The organism is Nitrosomonas sp. (assembly GCF_021731985.1).
Taxonomy (GTDB): Bacteria; Pseudomonadota; Gammaproteobacteria; order Burkholderiales; family Nitrosomonadaceae; genus Nitrosomonas.
Map to the genome: position 1 here is coordinate 63,576 of NZ_JAKFWH010000056.1, position 20,487 is coordinate 84,062.

The 20,487-nt window shown below is 44.2% G+C and carries 16 protein-coding genes; 6 read left to right on the top strand and 10 right to left on the bottom strand.

Translation table 11 applies throughout. The features are described from left to right. Positions 1-18 precede the first annotated feature (18 nt). The 6 genes from QZ942_RS07150 to metG all read right to left on the bottom strand — a co-directional run bounded on the left by QZ942_RS07150 (position 19) and on the right by metG (position 7,262). Complete coding sequence (locus QZ942_RS07150; protein WP_292994093.1) at positions 19-1,188, bottom strand: MoxR family ATPase; 1,170 nt, start codon at positions 1,186-1,188, stop codon at positions 19-21. Between the two features lie 12 nt (positions 1,189-1,200). After that, the gene (locus QZ942_RS07155) at positions 1,201-2,616 is read right to left on the bottom strand and encodes an SEFIR domain-containing protein (protein ID WP_292994095.1); all 1,416 of its coding nucleotides are present in this window, start codon (positions 2,614-2,616) and stop codon (positions 1,201-1,203) included. A gap of 456 nt (positions 2,617-3,072) precedes the next feature. After that, the gene (locus tag QZ942_RS07160) at positions 3,073-3,861 is read right to left on the bottom strand and encodes a hypothetical protein (protein ID WP_292994097.1); all 789 of its coding nucleotides are present in this window, start codon (positions 3,859-3,861) and stop codon (positions 3,073-3,075) included. A 127-nt stretch (positions 3,862-3,988) separates the two neighbouring features. Beyond that, on the bottom strand, positions 3,989-4,738 hold the full coding sequence (locus QZ942_RS07165) for a YggS family pyridoxal phosphate-dependent enzyme (protein WP_292994099.1): 750 nt from the start codon (positions 4,736-4,738) through the stop codon (positions 3,989-3,991). Positions 4,739-4,761: 23 nt separating this feature from the next. Then, a complete protein-coding gene (locus QZ942_RS07170; protein ID WP_292994101.1) occupies positions 4,762-5,139 on the bottom strand; it encodes a DUF4440 domain-containing protein in 378 nt (125 codons plus the stop codon). A gap of 14 nt (positions 5,140-5,153) precedes the next feature. Beyond that, positions 5,154-7,262, bottom strand: a complete 2,109-nt coding sequence (metG, locus tag QZ942_RS07175) for a methionine--tRNA ligase (RefSeq protein WP_292994103.1) — start codon at positions 7,260-7,262, stop codon at positions 5,154-5,156. Between the two features lie 123 nt (positions 7,263-7,385). On the opposite strand from metG, the gene apbC reads away from it, so the two are divergent. From apbC to QZ942_RS07195, 4 genes are all read left to right on the top strand, one after another. Continuing rightward, positions 7,386-8,474: an iron-sulfur cluster carrier protein ApbC gene (apbC, locus tag QZ942_RS07180; protein WP_292994105.1), complete on the top strand. Its 1,089-nt coding sequence runs from the start codon at positions 7,386-7,388 to the stop codon at positions 8,472-8,474. A 13-nt stretch (positions 8,475-8,487) separates the two neighbouring features. Then, the gene (gene dcd, locus QZ942_RS07185; RefSeq protein ID WP_292994107.1) at positions 8,488-9,054 is read left to right on the top strand and encodes a dCTP deaminase; all 567 of its coding nucleotides are present in this window, start codon (positions 8,488-8,490) and stop codon (positions 9,052-9,054) included. Positions 9,055-9,091: 37 nt separating this feature from the next. After that, positions 9,092-10,357, top strand: a complete 1,266-nt coding sequence (locus QZ942_RS07190) for a TIGR03790 family protein (RefSeq protein WP_292994109.1) — start codon at positions 9,092-9,094, stop codon at positions 10,355-10,357. A 366-nt stretch (positions 10,358-10,723) separates the two neighbouring features. Then, positions 10,724-11,899, top strand: coding sequence for a type III PLP-dependent enzyme (locus tag QZ942_RS07195; protein ID WP_292994111.1), 1,176 nt, complete (start codon positions 10,724-10,726; stop codon positions 11,897-11,899). A gap of 115 nt (positions 11,900-12,014) precedes the next feature. Here the strand turns inward: QZ942_RS07195 and QZ942_RS07200 are convergent, their stop codons facing one another. Both QZ942_RS07200 and QZ942_RS07205 read right to left on the bottom strand, forming a co-directional pair. Next, complete coding sequence (locus QZ942_RS07200) at positions 12,015-12,533, bottom strand: dihydrofolate reductase (protein ID WP_292994113.1); 519 nt, start codon at positions 12,531-12,533, stop codon at positions 12,015-12,017. Next, a complete protein-coding gene (locus QZ942_RS07205; protein ID WP_292994115.1) occupies positions 12,530-13,324 on the bottom strand; it encodes a thymidylate synthase in 795 nt (264 codons plus the stop codon). The genes QZ942_RS07200 and QZ942_RS07205 overlap by 4 nt, the downstream gene beginning before the upstream one ends. 169 nt (positions 13,325-13,493) lie before the next feature. On the opposite strand from QZ942_RS07205, the gene QZ942_RS07210 reads away from it, so the two are divergent. Beyond that, a complete protein-coding gene (locus QZ942_RS07210) occupies positions 13,494-14,951 on the top strand; it encodes a leucyl aminopeptidase family protein (protein WP_292994117.1) in 1,458 nt (485 codons plus the stop codon). 22 nt (positions 14,952-14,973) lie between these two features. Here QZ942_RS07210 and QZ942_RS07215 read toward each other — a convergent pair whose 3' ends face one another. Together QZ942_RS07215 and queF are read right to left on the bottom strand one after the other, a co-directional pair. After that, positions 14,974-16,263, bottom strand: coding sequence for a LysM peptidoglycan-binding domain-containing protein (locus QZ942_RS07215; protein WP_292994119.1), 1,290 nt, complete (start codon positions 16,261-16,263; stop codon positions 14,974-14,976). A gap of 154 nt (positions 16,264-16,417) precedes the next feature. Continuing rightward, complete coding sequence (queF, locus tag QZ942_RS07220; RefSeq protein ID WP_292994121.1) at positions 16,418-16,837, bottom strand: preQ(1) synthase; 420 nt, start codon at positions 16,835-16,837, stop codon at positions 16,418-16,420. A gap of 94 nt (positions 16,838-16,931) precedes the next feature. On the opposite strand from queF, the gene smc reads away from it, so the two are divergent. Beyond that, entirely contained in the window at positions 16,932-20,477 is a 3,546-nt protein-coding gene (gene smc, locus QZ942_RS07225; protein WP_292994122.1) for a chromosome segregation protein SMC, read from the top strand. The last annotated feature ends 10 nt before the right edge of the window (positions 20,478-20,487 follow it).

The window sequence follows — 20,487 nt, forward strand, 5'->3', positions numbered from 1 at the left end:
CGGTTAGCTCAGGTTAGATTAGGCAACCGGCCGTTCTTTCCAGCGGCCGATTAATTGAGGGAGGTGTTCTTGATCTTCCTTACGCTTAAATAAAGTCACACCGGCGCTGGCAGTAAAGACTTCCAGCCATGCCGCATTGGTCAGGTACGGCGTTTCGGTCAGCCGTTGGCTGCGTTTCTGCAGCAATTGCATCCAATTCAGCAATTCCGCAATCGATGGCTGTTTTTCCAATTGTCCTTCACTACGTAGATAACGGAAAAAAGAAATCCCCGCCGCCCACACGCTTTTCTGCGCATTCGGCACAGTCTCTTCGCTGGGGATTTTGATATTCAAGCGCTTCTCGATAATGCTTTCGATGGTAACATCGCCGCCCTCCCCACCCCCTGCGGTGCCGGCTACCGTACTGTCCAGTTTGCTGCGGAAAGCGGGCAGATCGAGGTGGAAATACACGCAGCGGCGCAGAAAAGCATCCGGCAATTCGCGTTCGCGATTACTGGTGATGATCACGATCGGCCGCATTGCTGCTGCTTGCAGCGATATCGTGGTTTTCTTGCGCGCGGTTTCGAACAATTCCGGAATATCAAAACTCATGCGTTCAATTTCGTTCAGAATGTCATTCGGTACCTCGCGCGGCGCTTTATCGATTTCATCGATTAATACCACCGAACGCCGCGGTTCCGCAACCGGTTGCGATTCGCCCGACACATCAAGACAATCGTACAATCCGAGCTTGCTGACTGCGTCTATTCCCAATGCTTGCAAGATCGCCATGCCGAGCGCTTCAAACCGCAAAAAGCGCCGCGGATCGTCGTTTTCGCCATCCCTGCGGGTAGCGCGGAATCGCCCCAAGGTATCAAAGTGATAAAACAAATCGCGGCTTTGCGTATCCGATTTGACGGTGAAAGCCAGCGGTTTTTGCCAGGCATCATCCGGATTTTGCGGATGATCCAATTCCCAAGCCAGGCTATAAGCCAGTTGCGACTTGCCGCAACCCGGCTCGCCGGTCAGCAGCAGCGGCATGCCCAACTCCAGCGCGACATTGACGGCGGAAACCAAGCCCGCCGGGGCCAGATAATCTTTTGGATGCGTCAAATCGTCGGGATCGAATCCCGGCAGACTGCGCCATTTCTCCGGCTTTAAATCCTTGCCGCGACCTGAATAATAATGGGGCTGTAGAATGATCGACATGGTGGTTGGCTCTTAGTGTGAATGATGTTTTTGTAAAATAGGAAGTAATTTTTCTTTCAAATCCCCAAGCGGGATGGCGGAATGCTTGGGTAGCTCTTTTCGAATCGTGCTACGCAAATGCTCCGGCATTTCGTGATTTTTAAACCAATCTTCGATATCCTCGGCAACGGTCGGTGAGCATAATGTTGGCAGCAACGAATTTTGTAACTGGTGACGGGATAGTAGCTTTTGCAGATCCTCATACCATCTGGAAGATGATCGCTTATGAAATAACCGGCTAAACCTTGAATCACTCAAGTAATCCGATTCACAGATCAGCAGGAGAAAATGACTGTGGGAATTGACGCCAAATGTTAACTTTGACCATGCCAAAAGCACTCCGGCGATAAAGTTATGATTTTTAACTTCGTCTCCGGCCAATTCGCGGAAAAAAATATGTGATTCTTCTTTACTCTGAAGTATCTTCAAAATATCTGTTTTTTCAGAACGGCAGTCTAATCGGCGCCCCAAAAGCTTCCATAAATGAGTTTCTCCTATCGATAACAATTCTGCACTATTGTTAGTAAGATTTAGTCTGGTTTCCAATGGTTTTATTTCTGGAGAATGTTTGGAATAAGAAATCTTATGTTCTTCAAGTAAATGCGACAGTGTAAATCGCACAGCGTTAGGCCATTCATTCCGGGGGCCAAAAATACAAAATCCGTAAGCTTTTCCTTCGTCGACAGGTCGCTTTTCAGGAATCTGATAATCAAAATGCACATGCTGAGGTTTTCTATCTAACAAACCCAATAGGTATTCTGGGTCACGTATTGGTTTGCTTTTTTGATCGACTTGATCCAAATCTCCAGAATGGTAGAGAAATTTTTTCTCACGCGCGCGCACTTGCGATGCAGTTAGTTGAGGTTGTGCATCGAAGTTCAACGGTTTGACGTCCTCATGTGGCTTTATTTTTAGCGGCCCGACATTACCCGGTTTCACGCCGCCTTGATTCAACAAGGCATCGTAAAGTGCTTGATAATTGCCCTCGCTGCTCAATACATAATGGGCTCGTGGCCTGAGCGGTTCCGGAATATACGGTTCGTCGTCAGATTTACACAGCACTGCGATGAATTTGCTGGAAACACTGCGCGCATTGTAGAGTGCTTGCGTGATCATCGTGCCTTCCCAGTCCACGCCTTTACCTTTTCCGGGAACCTCGAATCCGCGAAAACGGCGGTAGTAGGTTTCCGTGCAAACGCACAAGACATGTGGTGCCTCATCCAGCGAATCCAACATCCAGAGTGGCCAGCCTTTCGGCGGAGAGCCGTTTTCGACATAGCGGTCAAGTATCGTTACGATGCCATCTTGGCGCAGGCGCTCGGACAAGCCAAGTACCCACTCGCGGTGCTCGTCGGAATCGTGGCTGTAGCTGATGAATACTTTGGTCATGGAGCAAATGTACTGAAAGTCCAATGCGTTGTCAAAGGCGTGGCTAAGCAGCTGAACTGCCGGTTCAGAAAGAATGTTTAAGGCAGATAACTAAGGAACTATTGAAATATTCGTCGTACCGGCGAAAGCCGGTACCCAGTTCGTTGATTCTTCCGGATTCCGGCTTTCGCCGGAATGACACATTCCTAATAATTCAGCGTCTTCCTAAGTATGGGCATTGCACCATGATTTGTTGAATTCACATAGCAGTCTTGATTCTCTTTGCACAACTTCACATAAACTTCAGTAATTGACATTTTTGTGGTGCAGACCGTTATTTTTCCATATGTTGTGCTATCCGATTCGCTCCATCAAGTTACCAGTTCGCTACGATTCCTTAAATCCGGCAGACTAACCGATTTTCAATTTGATGTTGCTTGCATCGCTCGCTGTCACTTTGTGAAGTCCTAGAATGCATTACTTGCGTGATTTTGGTTGGTTTAACCCCAATTCATACAAATTATCCAGAAAGGGACTTGGATTGGCGGCGAAATATTCATCCTGTTGCCGCCAGTATCCTTTGAGAGAAGCCACGTCTGCCATCGCCATGCGAGAACCTTTGGCGATGATGGAGTCAGCACCGATGTCGTTGATGACCAGATCCAAATGTGTGCCGCAGAATAGGTGGTCGTAGGCGTTCAATTCGTGATCGTTAAAGCAATGCGACTGATCTTTGAACAGGTGATAAAGTCCCGCCAGAGTATCCCAAAAAACCCATTCGGAGCCCACAATGGCTGTCTGGTGCGTAATGGGATCGAAATAGCGTGCAGTCTTATCAGCAAAACGGGCACGCAGTTGCTTCAAATCGGGTAACCACATAAGACTTGAATGAATGCGGCTGACCGTATGACATCGCGTATAGTTGTCATAAAAATTCGGGATTAGGCGCCCGGCTATCAAATAATTGGAGAAATCCCAATGCTCTACTTGTTCCCAAAAAATGATATCCGGATCTACCAGTATTGCGCTGGGTTCATTCAATAGAATTGACTTGAGATACTCGTGATGCCTGATTTCCTTGTTTAGGCGGCAGTATTTTGCGCCTGTTTCTTGGCAAAGCCGTTGGACTTGATCGCCGATGATGCTGGCGTTGTCATAAACGACAACCTCTGCTGTAGGAAATCCGGTGCGCAGCGTGCGAAAGGTCAGCAGGGAGTTGTTCGCATTCGCAAGATTATTGCACCAGATTAGAATGAATACTTTCATGGGTAATTCGCTTGCGCTGAAATCTGAATCTCGGATGATTGGCCGAAGTAGCGGATTGGGCCACGACCAGCTAAGCGTTCAGAAAAATCATTGAACAAGACAAAATCGTTGTACAGCAATGTCCCGTTTAACCCAACCCCGGCCAATAATGGCTATCCGGCAATGGCCGCTTTCCAAAAATAGCTTGTCCTACGCGAACTACGGTCGCACCCTCTTCGATCGCCAGTTCATAATCGCCTGACATACCCATCGAGAGCTCGTCAAATGACAAACCAGCCGGTGCTTCCTGACGCAACATGGCTTGGATTTCGCGCATTTTGACGAAACATTCGCGCACCCTATCGTGATCGGCAGAGAAAATCGCCAGTGTCATGAGTCCTTTGATGCGCAGCGATGAGAATTTGGGCAATTCCATGACAAAAGCGCGCACATCTTCCGGTGCCAGGCCGAATTTGCTGGCTTCGCCGGAGCTGTTGACCTGCACATAGACGTCGATCGCGCGCCCTTCATTTTGCAGACGTTTGTCGAGTTCTTCTGCGACTTTCAGGCTATCGAGCGCTTGGAACTCATTGGCAAAGCGTGCCAGATACTTGGCTTTGTTGGTTTGCAGATGACCGATGATCGACCATTTGATATCAAGGTCTTTCATCACTTCGGATTTTTCACGCGCTTCCTGAATTTTGTTCTCGCCCATCTCAAGGCAGCCAGCGGCAAAGGCAATGCGCAACCTTTCGGCCGGCACTGTTTTGGTGACAGGCAGTAGCCGCACACTGGCGGGATCACGCCCAATTCGCTGGCAGGTATCGACAATGCGTTGCTTAACCATTGCAAGATTGGCTTTAATTTCGTTGAATTGCTGCTCTTCGTTGAGTTCCAAAGTATTCTCCTGATCCATTGCGCTTAAGTTTCTAATCGCTGAGTTGCCTGATGAAAAACCATTTTCCAATTATTTCCCTGCCGCTGCCAGATCGAAGTTCTGATCGATCCTTTACTTGTATTGTTCGGGGCATTGCGTTTTTTTGCGATATAAACTGCCATTACCAAACCATCCGCTAATGCCTTAATTCTGAATTCCGTTAGTGACCATTGAATAGCGTTATCCTTATTCAACAGCCAATTGACCACGTCATTTCTTGTGCTTATTTGCCCGTTGCTGCCGATTTCTTCAAAGCCATCGGATAACCAGTCGTCTATCAAGGAGGGGTTTGCTCGCCAGTCCGTTTGCAATAGTTCGAGCTCCCGTTGTTTGATATGTTCCGCGATACCTTGTAATTCCATACAAAGGATACCGGTTATTTAACCCGCATTCCCGGTTGCGCACCTGCGTCGGGTGACAGGATGAATAATTCGCCCGGATTGCCGCCACCGGCTGCGAGTACCATGCCTTCCGATAGCCCGAATTTCATTTGGCGCGGCGCGAGATTTGCCACCATCACTGTGTAGCGGCCTTTCAATTGTTCCGGGTCATACGCCGATTTAATGCCGGCAAAAACCGTACGTTGTTCGCTGCCAATATCCAGCGTCAATTTCAGTAATTTATCCGCCCCCGGCACATGCTCGGCATTGACGATTATTGCCACGCGCAAATCAATCTTACTGAAGTCATCGATGGAGATCGTATCGGCAATCGGTGTCACGGCGTGTTGCTGTTTTTCTGCATGCCGCGCAGGAGAATGAGCTTGAACAAAGGGTGTTAGGCTTTGTGTATTGGCTGCGACCAATGCATCAATTTGTTTGGCGTCAATGCGTGTCATCAAATGCTGATAAACATTGATTGTGTGACCGGCAGGCAATAACAAATCCGAAACCGGTTGATCTTCCCGCAGTTCAGGCCATGTCAGCGTTCCACAGTTTAGAAAAAGCTCAATCTGCCTCACTGTTTCCGGCAAGATGGGTTTCAGATAACGCGACAGCACAGAGAAAAGTTGTATTCCCAGGCTACAGACTCGCTGTAGTTCTTCTCCACGATCGGGATTCTTGGCGATTTCCCACGGTGCCAGTTCGTGAATCATTTCATTCGCTTCGTCGGCAAATTTCATGATTTGGCGAATCGCAGATGAAAATTCTCTTTCTTCAAACGCTTTCACAATGGAATCGGGCCGCCAAGTGGCAAAACGTTCGTTCACCAAGGACTGCAATTGTTGATACTGCACACCATCCGCAAGCTTGCCGTCAAACCGTTTGCTGATAAAACCGGCGCAACGGCTGGCAATATTAATAAATTTGCCGACCAAATCGGAATTGACCCGTGCGACAAAATCTTCCAGATTCAGGTCAATATCTTCCAGCGTGCTGTTGAGTTTGGCTGCGTAGTAGTAGCGTAGCCATTCCGGATTCAGACCTTGCTTCAGGTAACTTTCCGCGGTAATGAACGTGCCACGGGATTTACTCATTTTTTCACCGTTCACGGTGAGGAAGCCATGCGCAAAAATCTTCGTGGGTGTCCGGTAACCTGCGTTTTCCAGCATCGCAGGCCAGAATAAGGCGTGGAAATACAGAATATCCTTACCGATAAAATGATACAGCTCGGTATCCGATTGTTGCTGCCAAAATTCGTCAAAATCGATGTGCTCGCGAACGCATAAATTCTTGAAGCTGCCCATGTAGCCAATCGGAGCATCCAGCCAGACATAGAAATATTTACCCGGCGCATCAGGAATTTCAAAACCGAAATAAGGCGCATCCCGGGAAATATCCCAGTCGGATAGCTTGTTCTCCCCTACTTCGCCCAGCCATTCACGCATTTTATTCGCTGCCTCTGGCTGCAAATGGTCTGCTTCGCGGGTCCAGCTACGCAAAAAATCAGCACAGCGCGTATCGGACAAGCTAAAGAAATAATGTTCCGATGATTTCTTGACTGGCTTGGCACCGGATACGGCTGAATAGGGATTTTTCAGTTCCGTTGGCGTGTAGGCCGCACCACAGGCTTCACAGGAATCGCCGTACTGATCTTTTGCGCCGCATTTCGGGCATTCCCCTTTGACAAACCGGTCGGGCAAAAACATGTTTTTAACCGGATCATAGAGTTGCTCGATGCCACGTATTGCGATCAATCCGGCAGCCTTGAGTTTGCCGTAAATGATTTCGGAAAAATGACGTGTTTCCGGCGAATGCGTACTGTAATAGTTATCAAACTGGATATGAAAGCCGGTAAAATCTTCCGAATGCTCATCGTGTACGCGCGCGATCAATGCTTCTGGTGTTATGCCCTCTTTTTCCGCGCGCAGCATGATCGGTGTGCCATGCGTATCGTCCGCGCACACATAATAAACCGTATGTCCGCGCATTTTCTGAAATCGCACCCAGATATCCGTTTGAATGTATTCCACCAAATGGCCTAAATGGATGCTGCCATTGGCATAAGGCAGCGCAGAGGTAACCAAAATTTTTCGCTTATTCATTAACTCTCAAGAAATCAGATTAGATAAAGGTGAATTGTAACAAACTGTGTGGGCATTCCTGATATTTGTTACCATCCCCTTATTCAATTATTAACCGTAAATTGGCTGTAAAAGGAGTTTGTAGTGACTATTTCTGAGCAACAAATACAATCTGTACTCAAGCAAGTGATTGATCCCACAACGGGCAAGGATTATATGACCTCGCAGACAGTACGCAATATTCAAATTGATCAAAGCAATGTATCCCTCGAAGTCGAGCTGGGTTACCCGGCGAACAGTGTCAGAGACACCATCCAAAAACAAATTGTTGATGCACTGAAATCCATACCGGGGATTGGAAATATCCAAATCTCGGTCAGCAGCAAAATTATTCCGCACAGCGTACAAAAGGGCGTCAAGCTGATCCCTGGCGTTAAAAATATCATTGCGGTGGCATCCGGCAAGGGCGGTGTCGGCAAATCGGCAACTGCGGTTAATCTGGCATTAGCATTGGCGACGGAAGGCGCATCCGTGGGAATACTGGATGCGGATATTTATGGTCCTTCACAACCGCAAATGCTGGGAATCACAAGCCACCCGGAATCGCTCGATGGAAAAACTATGGAACCGGTTCTGGCGCATGGTATCCAAGCGATGTCTATTGGACTGTTAATTGATGTTGAAACTCCCATGGTTTGGCGCGGTCCGATGGTTACACAGGCATTGCAACAGTTACTCAATGATACCAATTGGAAAGATCTGGATTATTTGATTGTGGATTTACCACCGGGCACCGGTGACATTCAACTCACGCTTGCACAGAAAATTCCCGTAACCGGTGCTGTCATTGTCACCACACCACAAGATATTGCTTTGCTTGATGCACGCAAAGGATTAAAAATGTTCGAGAAAGTGGGAATTCCGATTTTCGGCATTGTGGAAAACATGAGCACACATACCTGTTCTCAATGTGGTCACACAGAACCCATATTTGGAACCGGTGGCGGAGAAAAGATGTGTCAGGACTATAACGTAGAATTTTTGGGTGCGTTACCCCTTGATATCAAAATTCGCGAACATACGGACATGGGCAAACCCACCGTAGTTGCTGAACCGGACGGAAAAATAGCCGATATCTATCGACTGATTGCACGGCGAGTCGCTGTTAAAGTGGCCGAATCCGCTGAAGACCACTCAGAATTATTCGCTAAGATCGTAATGGAAGATGACTAAAAAGGGCTAAGGAATGACGATTAAATCAGATAAATGGATACGCCACATGGCTCAAACCTATGGCATGATCGAACCCTTCGAACCCGATCAGATCCGTCAGAAAAACGATCAGCGGATTGTTTCCTATGGCACTTCAAGCTATGGTTACGATATCCGTTGTTCGGATGAATTTAAGCTATTCACCAATATTAATTCCACCATCGTCGATCCGAAGAATTTTGACTCCAATTCATTTGTTGATGTCCAAAGCGATGTGTGCATCATTCCACCCAATTCTTTCGCATTGGCCCGCACCGTTGAGTATTTCCGTATCCCGCGCAATGTGCTGACTATTTGTTTGGGCAAATCAACCTATGCTCGTTGCGGCATTATCGTCAATGTCACCCCATTTGAACCGGAGTGGGAAGGGTATGTCACTTTGGAATTCTCCAACACAACCCCCCTGCCCGCTAAAATTTATGCCAACGAGGGCGTCGCACAAGTTATTTTCTTTGAATCAGATGAAGTCTGCGAAACTTCTTACAAGGATCGCGGTGGCAAATACCAAGGACAGCATGGTGTTACATTGCCCAAAATATAAAGGGTGGAAGTCAACAACTGATGTGTGAGAATCTTTTATGATGTCAGCACGAGAAGGTTTAAAACGAATCAGACAACTTTCCATTTTTTTAGCGCTTATTCTATTCTCTACAGCTTTTTCTGTGCAAGTACAAGCGCAAACACGAATCTCTTTACCTAAGACCGGATTCACTCCGGAAGATATTGCAGTCATCATCAATGATGACGATCCTTTATCCCGGCAAATTGGTAATTACTACCAGCAAGCACGGCATATCCCTGAAGACAACATAATACGCCTGCGTTTTTCATCTGAGCGCAGTGTGATGACGCCACAAGAATTCCAACAACTGAAGACAACGATCGATCGGCTTACCCCTGATCATGTGCAAGCTTACGCGATTGCCTGGACCAGCCCCTACCGGGTGGGCTGTATGTCGTTGACTTCCGCATTGGCATTCGGTTTCGATGAAAAATATTGCTCTACAGAATGTGCGCCAACAGCACCAAGCCCTTATTTCAATGCGCCAAGCCAGTACCCAGCCACTGATTATAAACTTCGGCCTGCCATGATGCTGGCGGGAACATCCTTTGAACAAGTTAAAGCGCTAATTGACCGGGGTATTGCTTCAGACCACAGCTTTCCAAAGGGCCAGGCCTATTTACTCAGCACTTCAGACAAAGCGCGGAATAATCGCGCAATGAGTTATGCACAGACTGCAAAGGGCCTGGCTGGTATTTTTTCTCTTCAGATACTGGAAACCAATTTCATTTCTGATCAGAAAGATATTCTTTTTTACTTTACCGGAATAATCAGAGTGCCCATGCTGGAAACACTTAGTTTTCTGCCCGGCGCACTAGCAGATCATTTAACTTCGTTCGGCGGCATGCTGACCGATTCTCCTCAAATGAGCAGCTTGCGTTGGCTGGAGGCTGGGGCCACCGCAAGCTATGGGACAGTTGTTGAGCCTTGCAGCTATCCACAGAAATTTCCTTCCCCTGCAGTTGCCATGTTTCATTATGCATCGGGGGCTACTGCTATCGAAGCCTATTGGAAAAGTGTAGCCTGGCCGGGGCAAGGTACATTCATCGGTGAACCATTGGCTAAACCATTTGCTCCGCTATTGCGGGAAATCAGCCCCGGACGCTATGAATTGACGATTTTCTCACCCCGCGCAGGACGGCTGAGGATTGAAAAATCACTTTCTGCCGCTGGGCCATTCAAACTTCATTCGAGGCAACAGTCAATCCGCCGAGGAAAAAATCTTATTCATTTCAGGTTTAATGAAAAGTCAGATGGTTATTTGAAGTTACAATGGTATTGATCAATCGTCAGGGAATGCCCTAATCTGAAAAATAAAAAATCCCCTATATCATAGTGTTGAAAACAATCTTCAATTAATAAAAGAACTGCCTAAACTTTTTTGAAAAATATCCGTCCAATCCCACATAAAAATAAATTGCATAATCCATTGTTTTAGAATAATTAATTTGCACTATATAAAAATTTATTCTCCTATAAAAAAATACTTGATTTGCCTGAAATGCGGACTATAATGCGTGCAAATTCAAAACAAGCTAACTTACCGATAAGGAGGTCATCATGAAAAGTATCAAGAACTTTTTTGCTGCAGTTGATTTAGTCAATGTTCATATTCCTGTGACGTAGCCATTTTTAAAGGAAGACACCCATGCATATATTTCCCTCTACACTTCAGAAATCCGATCAATCTGAAGTCCTGTTTGACACCCATCCTGAAAATAGTCTGAATTTTAAGCACGTTCAGAATGAACTGAAAAAAGACTATCAACGCCCTTTTTTACTGATTGACCGCAACATTGTCCGGCAAAAAACCCGGCGCTTTAAAGCTGCCATGCCACGAGTCCATCCGCATTATGCAGTTAAAGCCAATCCCGATGAGCGCGTACTGAAAACACTCATTGAAGAAGGTGCTGGCTTTGAAATTGCCTCTATTGCCGAGCTTGATTTGTTGATGAATCTGGGTGTATCTGCTGCTGAAATATTCTACAGCAATCCAATGAAATCACGCGCCTATCTGGAATACGCCGCGAAGAAAGGCGTTGAATGGTATGTGCTAGACAGCATTGAAGAATTGCGCAAAATTGTCAGTGTCAAACCCGATGCCAAGACGTATTTACGCATTGACACGCCGAATATCGGCAGTGATTGGCCATTAGCGGGAAAATTCGGAACGCATCTTGCCGACATTAATGAAATCATTCAAGAAGCGGTAAAGCTAAATGCAGATCTAGCTGGCGTTACATTTCATGTAGGTTCACAGTGCCGTAACCCGCAGAATTGGCGGGTCGGTATTGAACGTGCCAAAAAAGTTTTTGCTGATATGAAACATGCAGGCTTAAATCCTCGACTGCTTAATATTGGTGGCGGTTATCCGGTTCGTCATATTAAACCCATTCCTTCGATTGAAATCATTGCTGAAGTCATCAACGATGCCATTGCTGATTTGCCGGACAATATCCATGTCATGGCAGAACCTGGCCGTTATTTGGTATCCGATTCAGCCTATTTTGTTTGTCGAGTGGTAGGTACAGCAACCCGTAATGGGAAACGATGGATGTATTGGGATGCAGGCATGTTTGGCGGCGTCATAGAAATTACTGAAGGTTTACGCTATGAAATCCTGACTGATCGAAAAGGTAACGATATTCCCTGGTCTGTTGCCGGCCCAACTTGTGATTCAGTCGATATTCTAATGCATGACCTCATGCTGCCAAGCGATATACAGGAAGGTGATTTCATTTATATTCCTAACGCAGGCGCTTATACGACTGCCTACGCCAGTAATTTTAATGGGTTTCCTTTACCCGATGTGAAAGTGATATAAGTATTCGCTATTAATAGCTGATCAATCGGCAGTCCTAAATAAAAAATGGTGAAGTAGCTTCAGCGCACTTCACCATTTCTTCATTTACTAGTAGAGAAAATCATCAAAATAACAGTTATAGCGCACTTACCTTACGGTCAAGGACGACAAAATGGTATTCCAAATTAGCATCGTTTTCCGAAATATGTTTATCCCGCTGGGTTTCCTCCCACTCGTTAGGATCAACTTCAGGAAAGCAAACATCTCCCTCAAAATCTCTTTGAATCTCCGTAATATATATGCGCTGGCAAATCTTAAGAGTCTGCCGGTAAAGCTCTTCGCCCCCAATGATAAAATTCTCACCATTGATCGGTCTGGTTTTTTCGCACATTAGAAGCGCATCGTCAATCGAGCTTACCACAGTCGCCCCAGGTACTTCATATCCTGCCTGACGCGTGATAATAATATTAATCCTACCGGGCAGAGGTTTACCAATAGACTCATATGTTTTACGTCCCATCACAATGGTTTGTCCCATCGTCAGGAATTTGAAATGCTTCAAGTCGGCTGGTAAATGCCAAGGTAATTTATTATTCCGGCCGATCACGCGATTTCTTGCCATGGCTACTAATAGGGATAAACGCAAAGATGTCATACGGCTACTGGTGCCTTAATAGCCGGATAAGGATCATAATTTTCCAGAGTAAAATCTTCATAGCTAAAATCCAGTATCTCTTTGATGTCTCGATTTAATTGCATGAACGGCAATGATCTCGGCTCACGCTTTAACTGCTCATGTGCTTGATCAAGATGATTCAGATACAGATGTGCATCACCTAAGGTATGCACAAAATCCCCTGCCTCAAGATTGCAGACTTGCGCGATCATTAAAGTAAGCAATGCGTACGATGCGATATTAAAAGGCACGCCGAGAAAAATGTCAGCACTGCGTTGATAAAGCTGGCACGATAATCGATTGTCCGCCACATAAAACTGAAAAAATGCATGGCACGGCGGTAATCGCATTTTATGCAGATCCCCTACATTCCATGAAGAAACAAGCATACGCCGTGAATCAGGTGTATTCTTTATCTGCTCAATGACTTGCATAAGCTGATCGATATGCTGACCATCCGCTGCTGTCCAGGATCGCCATTGATGACCATAGATTGGCCCAAGATCACCACTCGCATCAGCCCATTCATCCCATATGGATACACCTTTCTCGTGAAGATAGCCGATGTTTGTATTGCCTTGCAAGAACCACAATAACTCGTGAATAATAGATTTCAAATGGCACTTCTTGGTCGTCACTAATGGAAAACCATCTGCTAAGTTAAAACGCATTTGATAGCCAAAAACCGAGAGTGTACCGGTACCCGTTCGATCGGATTTCTGATGTCCGTGATTCATAACATGCTGCATTAACTCAAGATATTGGCGCATCCTTAGTTGAAACTCCTCATTAGAATCAGAATAAAGTCCATCCGCTGCAGGCTATCTCAGCCATAAGGGACATAAGCCGTATATAATAACAAGATTATCAATAATCAACTTAATGCAATGACGTCCGGTATTGTCATTCAAAAAATAATATCCAACAGGAAAGCTTTCAATGCTGGCATCACTTTTCCAAAATATATCACCTATCGATCAATCTATTAAAGCATCACATATTCTCGTAATACTCCCCAAATTAGAAGAAATCCCCAAGAAGTTCGACATCACTGGTGAAGAGCCGCTGAGAAAGCTGCTGTTGCGACGTGAAATGCAATTGACTGATCTGAGTGATACACCAGTGAGTGCAAATCTTGAGAAGGGTGAGCTATGCGCTTGGGTCATGCTCGATACAAGCAAGACCGTCTTCGATCAACAAACTTGCATGCGGAAAGCACTTAAATTGCTTCTGTCAGAAAATCCTTCCGAAATACATATCAATGTCTATGGCACGACTCAACAACGAAGAGATTTTTCTGAATTAGCGGTCTATGCCACCTGGGTCAATGGCGCCGCCCTTCCGGTACGTAAAAACAAACCAGTTCGAAAACCGCTGGATAAAATTTATTTATATGGTTATAAAGATAATGATAGCTTTACCCTGCAACGCGCACTAGCTGAGGGAAATTTATTAGCGCGCGGCTTAACCGCATTGCCAGCAAACGAACTAACACCCAAAACCTATCGCCAGCAAATTAAGAAACTGGCTGAGAATGAGGGCTGGAAATATCAGGAGTATGATTTAAACAAACTAAAGGAAATCGGCGCAGGCGCTTTTGTCGCTGTTGCACAAGGCAGTGATTCCGAAGATGCTGTCATTGTTCATTTGCAACATCACTGTACCCAACATACACAGAATAAAAATGTCGCCATTGTCGGCAAAGGCATCTGTTTTGATACCGGTGGTCATAATTTAAAACCAGCCCGGCATATGCAGGGCATGCACGAGGACATGAATGGTTCCGCTGTCGCACTGGGTATTCTGCTTGCTGCCACGCGGGCTGAAATCCCAGTCAGAATTGACTGTTGGCTAGCGATAGCAGAGAATCATATCAGTCCACGCGCTTATAAACAGAATGACATCATTTCAGCGCTGAATGGATTGTCAATTGAAATAGTCCACACCGATGCTGAAGGACGTATGGTACTAGCCGATACCTTAACATTGGCAGACAAACTGAAGCCAGATCTGATCATCGATTTCGCTACCCTAACCGGCAGTATGAAAACCGCTCTGGGATCACGTTATAGTGGTATTTTTAGTAACCGCGATGATTTGTCCCAAAAAGCTGTTTCTGCAGGCAAAAGAAGCGGCGAACGTGTTTGTGTTTTCCCAATGGACGCGGATTATGAAGAAAATCTTGAAAGCAATGTCGCAGATATCAAACAATGTGAGCTAGGCGGAGAATTCGATCATATTCTCGCCGCGTGTTTTCTGCGACGATTTGTTAACGATACGCCCTGGCTACACATGGATTTATCTGCCAGCAGTCATAAAGATGGGTTGGGCGCTGTGGACAGTGAGATCACCGGATTCGGTGTCAGTTGGGCTATTGAATTTCTGAAAACTATTTAAACAGGTAAAGTGCTTATTGCAACTAACTTTTCACGAGCACCAGTTTCTGGCCAATGGATAGATTGTCATCACTATCATTCCATGATTTAATCTGATCAACGGTTGTACCATAACGCTTTGCAATCTCATACAAAGTATCGCCTTTTTTTACGACATAAACATTCGACTGATAATTTTGTAACTGTTCCTTCTTTCGTGCAATATTACCGGCCTGATTCTCAGTCGCATCATGCGGAACCAGTATTTTCTGTCCAAGCGTGACATTTTTATGTCTGGCAATACCGTTAATTGTCTTTAATTGCTTTACGGTAGTGCAATGCCGGGCTGCAATTTCATTTATATTCTCCCCTTTCTTGACGCGATAGATCTGCCAGGACACTTGCGGATCTTGATAAGTTTCCAGATTTCTTAAGAAGATCTCTTTATTGGTTTTCGGTAATAGTAAAGTACGGGGTGCATCAGACACTTTGATGACATAGCGATTATAGGCCGGATTTAAGGCATTAAATTCAACCTCTGAAATGTTTGCTAGGCGAGTAACTAATGAGATGTCGATAGGTTCATGTATTTTAATTTGGTCAAAATACGGACGATTCGCTATGGGTCGAATTTTCACACCATATTTTTTAGAATTAATAATGATATCTTTAACCGCCAACAACTTATATACGTAGTGCTTCGCATCAATAGGCAGATTCAAATCATAAAAGTTGCCTGGTCTACCTTTATGAATATTCCTAGATAATGCTTTACTTACAGCACCTTCACCTAAATTGTATGCCGCAATGGCCAACTTCCAATTATCAAACTTCTGATAAAGATATTGAAGATAATCAAGAGCAGCCTGAGTTGATGCAATAATGTCACGGCGATCATCATGCCATACGTTTTGTACTAACCCTAAGACTCGTCCTGTTTCTGGTTGAAATTGCCACAAACCGGCAGTCTGGCTATTAGATTTAATCAGAGGATTGTAAGTACTTTCAATGACCGGAATCAACGCAATCTCCATCGGCATGCCCCGGCGTTCTACTTCCTCCACAATATAAAAAAGATACCGTTCGCTATTCGCAATAATACGATTAAACAATTCCGGATTCTGCGAATAGGAGGTACCTATTCTGTGAATTATTTTATTATCGGGTGGCAGTGCTAGTGCAAAACCGTTCTGTAAGCGACTCCACAAATTTGTATGATACTGAATCTTGTTTTGTACTAATTTCTCCGCAAATGCATCCAGCGATATAAGTGTACAAGTCCAGAAAAGTAGTAATATCAGTAAAACAAAAAGGCTATTTCTTTTTAAAATCATTTATATATACTATTTTTATATCCATACCGTCTGATAGGATATATAAATTTTTGATCTTTGCAAACTATTTTTTACATAAAAAAATATCTACAATCATGAAATTATGATTATAATTATAATGTTATATTATTTATTTTAAGCAAGACATTAAGAATCATTCTCGAATATTAGATTGGCCATTAAATTCTTGAAGTAAAACTGTTGGTTTTGGCTGCCACCCTTTTTTTCGATAATCAACTGTAACGTTGGTAAAAATTCCGCCACGCACGTAAAAACGCGCGATTAATCGAATATATCTTGGCTTTAAAGCTGCAACGAGATCATCGAGAATTTTATTAGTAACTGCTTCATGAAATACCCCCTCGTCCCGATATGACCAGATATAAAGTTTGAGGCTTTTCAGCTCAACACATTTTTTATCTGGAATATAGTCCAGAATTAAGGTGGCAAAATCAGGTTGCCCCGTTTTGGGGCACAAACAAGTAAATTCAGGAATTTCCATATGGATATGATAATCCCGGTCTATAAATGGATTCGGAAATGTCTCAAGCTTCTTCTTAGGTTTACTGGTCATTCTTCATGCTCATGTTTAAATTAATTCAGTTACAATAAATAGTTTGCGCTATGCGCTTCTTCTATTATAACTGCCTTATCCCGTAAACGAAAAATTGCGCTTAGCCCATATCAAACTCGCCGGCTTCAAATCATTCGTCGATCCAACTGTAATTTCTGTATCCCAAGATCTAGTAGGTATCGTGGGGCCCAATGGCTGTGGAAAATCAAATATTATTGATGCGGTACGATGGGTTCTGGGTGAATCCAAAGCATCTGCTTTACGAGGAGACTCGATGCAAGATGTTATTTTCGCCGGATCAGATAACCGGAAAGCTGTTGGGCGCGCCAGTGTTGAAATAGTTTTTGACAATCACCTCAGCAAAATAACCGGACAATGGTCTAGTTATGCAGAAATCGCTATTAAACGCGTACTTCAGCGCGATGGTATCTCAAGCTATTATATTAATAACCTGCAAGTACGGCGGCGTGATATTTACGATCTTTTCCTGGGCACTGGAGTCGGGGGTCGAGGTTATGCAATTATTGAGCAAGGCATGATCTCACGGATTATTGAGGCAAAGCCACAAGAATTAAGGAATTTCCTGGAGGAAGCAGCAGGAATCTCCCAATATCGGGAAAGAAGACAAGAAACTTTCTTGCGTCTTGTAGAAACCCGGAAAAATCTCACGCGTTTAGAAGATATTTGTCAGGAATTAAAATCTCAGCTGCAACATCTCGAAATTCAGGCAAAAATCGCCCAGCAGTATAAGTCATTGCAAGAAAAATTGCAGAGATCACAATCCCTATTGTGGCTGCAGCGGAGAACCGATGCAATTGACCAACGAACGCACGCACAAAATGAAATTCAAGGACTTGAAGCCGAATTGGAGATTGCGCTAACGAATCAACACAACGCAGAAAGGGAATATGAAAAAACCCGAATAAAAGAATATACCGTCAATGACAAATTGCTCCAATTACAAGGGCAATTGTATGCTACCGATGCTCAGATAGGACGCCTGGAGCAAGAAATAGGTTACCTAAGAAACACGATTAACCGTTTAGCACACCAAATTCAGGAAGCTGAGAATCAACTGGAAAGAAGCAATGAATTAAAAAAAGTTAAATTAGAAAACCTCGCGCATTGGCATCAGGAAAAAACGAAAGCGGAATTAAATCACCAAGAAACCATTCTTAAAAGTGATGAAGAAAACAATAAATTTCTTGTTATTGAAGCGAATTTTCTCGCTTTCCAAGCGAAATTAAACGAGTGCCGGCATAATCTTCTTTTAACCGAACAAGCCAATCAACTTGAAGACAGTCACATCTCCCATACCGAAAAAAATATCCAGCAGCTTGAAGCGCGATACACCCGTTTACTGACAGAGCAGAGTGAGCTTGTATCCATTGATCCAGATGGATTAACCAAGCTTCAGCTAGAAATGGATCAAGCTGAACATGCTTTGAATGAAGAAAACCGCAAACATCAGGACATAGAAAATAAATTCACTGCGGCAACCCAGTTTAAACAGCAGATAACTAGCAAAATTCAAGAACTGCAACATACCTTATCGCAGACAACTGCCCGCTTCAACGCATTGCAGAATCTGCAACAAAAACTGGAAAACGATCCAAGTTTAACTGCTTGGCTAAGCAAACGGCAATTGGATGTTTTACCTCGCCTCTGGCAAAAAATACAAATCCAGCCTGAATGGGAAAATGCTTTGGAAGCAGTTTTGCGCGAGCGGCTCAATAGTATCGAATTGGAGCAATTAGATAGTATTCGGAACTGGATTGATGAGGTACCGCCTGGGAAATGGACAATTTTTGAGCAAACCCGGGCTGCCTCATGTGATACTAGGCATCAACCAATCATTAACCAGATAAACTGTGAGAGACTGCTTGCTTATGTCATGGCAAATCAGCACGAAACCAATAATGTACTGGAAGATTGGTTAAGCAAAGTATATGTGATAGCGGACGTTCAAGCGGGTCTCAGCAAAAGATCCATGCTAAGCTCAAGTGAAATGCTGGTAACGCGGCAGGGGCATATTATTACGCACAATAGTTTCACTTTTTATGCGCCGGATTCTCAATTACATGGCGTTCTGTCCAGACAACAAGAACTTACCAATTTACAAAAAGAAATTGATCAGATTGAATCTCTACTCCATCATCAGCATGGTTTTCTAGTAGAAGCTGAACAACAGTGTTCTGAATTTAATCGCACCCTCCAGATAATTAAAGAGAATAGCAAAAAAATACAGCAGCGTTGGCATCAGTTACAACTTGAGATAGTAAAGCTTTCACAAATTAATGAGCGTAGCGCTCATCGCAATGACCAGATCAATTCTGAATTGATTGAAATCAAGCAGGCACTCGTCAATGAGATTTCGTTACAAGAATCAGCGAAAGCAAGATTAACAAAAAATCTGGAGCAAATTGATACGTCTAAAGAAAATGTACAACAGGCTCAGCTAGCTTGGGAGGCAGCCGATCGTTTACTCATCAGTCAACGGCAAGACATTCAACAATCAACAAAGGAAATGCAGGAGATTGCCTTTCATGCCAAGACTTGCCAGAGTAAAATTAATGAAATTGAACTTAGCATAAAATCTATCGATGAAGATTTACAAAAATTAACAGGGAATCATGCCGATTTGCTCAAAGAAAAAGATGGTTTTGATGAAACTCCCTTCAATAAACAATTAGAGGCTGCTCAGATACAACGCAAATCGATTGAACAATCAACCTTACTGGCGCGTCAAGAAGTCGATGATACTGCACGCTATTTACGTGAAATTGAAAATACCCGCATGGCATCAGAACAAGAATCGCATGTATTACGAGATGCCATCAATCAAACCCGGCTCAAGGAACAAGCGGCCAATATTGCAATTAGCCAATTTGATGAACTGATCAATAATGCGAACGTTGACACGAAACAATTGTTACCCTTATCAGAGAAAAAAGATATTGCTGCATTACAATCAGAGATTCATCAAGCTAATGCAGAGATTGCCACGTTAGGAACGGTTAATCTTGCTGCTTTAGATGAGCTGGAGATTGCTCGCGCACGTGAAACTAGTTTAGTTAATCAATTACAGGATATCAATACAGCCATTGCAACTCTGGAGAATGCTATCCAGCAAATAGATCGAGACACTCAATTGCAATTGCAAGAAACTTTTACATTGGTCAATACTTATTTAAGCGAGATTTTTCCGGTTATTTTTACCGGCGGGAAAGCCCGGCTTGAGTTTTGTGATGATAAGGTGCCCGATGACGGTTTATTATTGACGGCGCAACCACCAGGGAAAAAGAACAGCTCTATTCATTTATTATCGGGCGGAGAAAAAGCCCTCACTGCATTGGCACTGATCTTTTCTTTATTCCGGTTAAATCCGGCACCGTTCTGCTTGCTGGATGAAGTAGATGCACCACTCGATGACAGCAATACTGGACGCTTTTGTGAATTAGTAAAAAATATGGCGCAACAAACCCAATTCCTGTTTATTAGTCATAATAAAATAACCATGGAGATGGCACAACGATTAATAGGCGTTACAATGCAAGAGCAAGGGGTATCAAGAATTGTAGCTGTTGATCTCGCTGATGCCATTAAATTGGGAAAGCGGAATGAACAACCTGTGATCTAGTGATTGTAGT

Bases quoted from the DNA above. Each gene is read 5' to 3' on its own strand.
- QZ942_RS07155 (WP_292994095.1), bottom strand. From the start codon at position 2,616: ATGACCAAAGTATTCATCAGCTACAGCCACGATTCCGACGAGCACCGC.
- metG (WP_292994103.1), bottom strand. From the start codon at position 7,262: ATGAATAAGCGAAAAATTTTGGTTACCTCTGCGCTGCCTTATGCCAAT.
- QZ942_RS07195 (WP_292994111.1), top strand. From the start codon at position 10,724: ATGCATATATTTCCCTCTACACTTCAGAAATCCGATCAATCTGAAGTC.
- QZ942_RS07150 (WP_292994093.1), bottom strand. From the start codon at position 1,188: ATGTCGATCATTCTACAGCCCCATTATTATTCAGGTCGCGGCAAGGAT.
- QZ942_RS07215 (WP_292994119.1), bottom strand. From the start codon at position 16,263: ATGATTTTAAAAAGAAATAGCCTTTTTGTTTTACTGATATTACTACTT.
- QZ942_RS07205 (WP_292994115.1), bottom strand. From the start codon at position 13,324: ATGCGCCAATATCTTGAGTTAATGCAGCATGTTATGAATCACGGACAT.
- QZ942_RS07200 (WP_292994113.1), bottom strand. From the start codon at position 12,533: ATGACATCTTTGCGTTTATCCCTATTAGTAGCCATGGCAAGAAATCGC.
- QZ942_RS07160 (WP_292994097.1), bottom strand. From the start codon at position 3,861: ATGAAAGTATTCATTCTAATCTGGTGCAATAATCTTGCGAATGCGAAC.
- dcd (WP_292994107.1), top strand. From the start codon at position 8,488: ATGACGATTAAATCAGATAAATGGATACGCCACATGGCTCAAACCTAT.
- QZ942_RS07210 (WP_292994117.1), top strand. From the start codon at position 13,494: ATGCTGGCATCACTTTTCCAAAATATATCACCTATCGATCAATCTATT.
- QZ942_RS07190 (WP_292994109.1), top strand. From the start codon at position 9,092: ATGATGTCAGCACGAGAAGGTTTAAAACGAATCAGACAACTTTCCATT.
- QZ942_RS07170 (WP_292994101.1), bottom strand. From the start codon at position 5,139: ATGGAATTACAAGGTATCGCGGAACATATCAAACAACGGGAGCTCGAA.
- queF (WP_292994121.1), bottom strand. From the start codon at position 16,837: ATGACCAGTAAACCTAAGAAGAAGCTTGAGACATTTCCGAATCCATTT.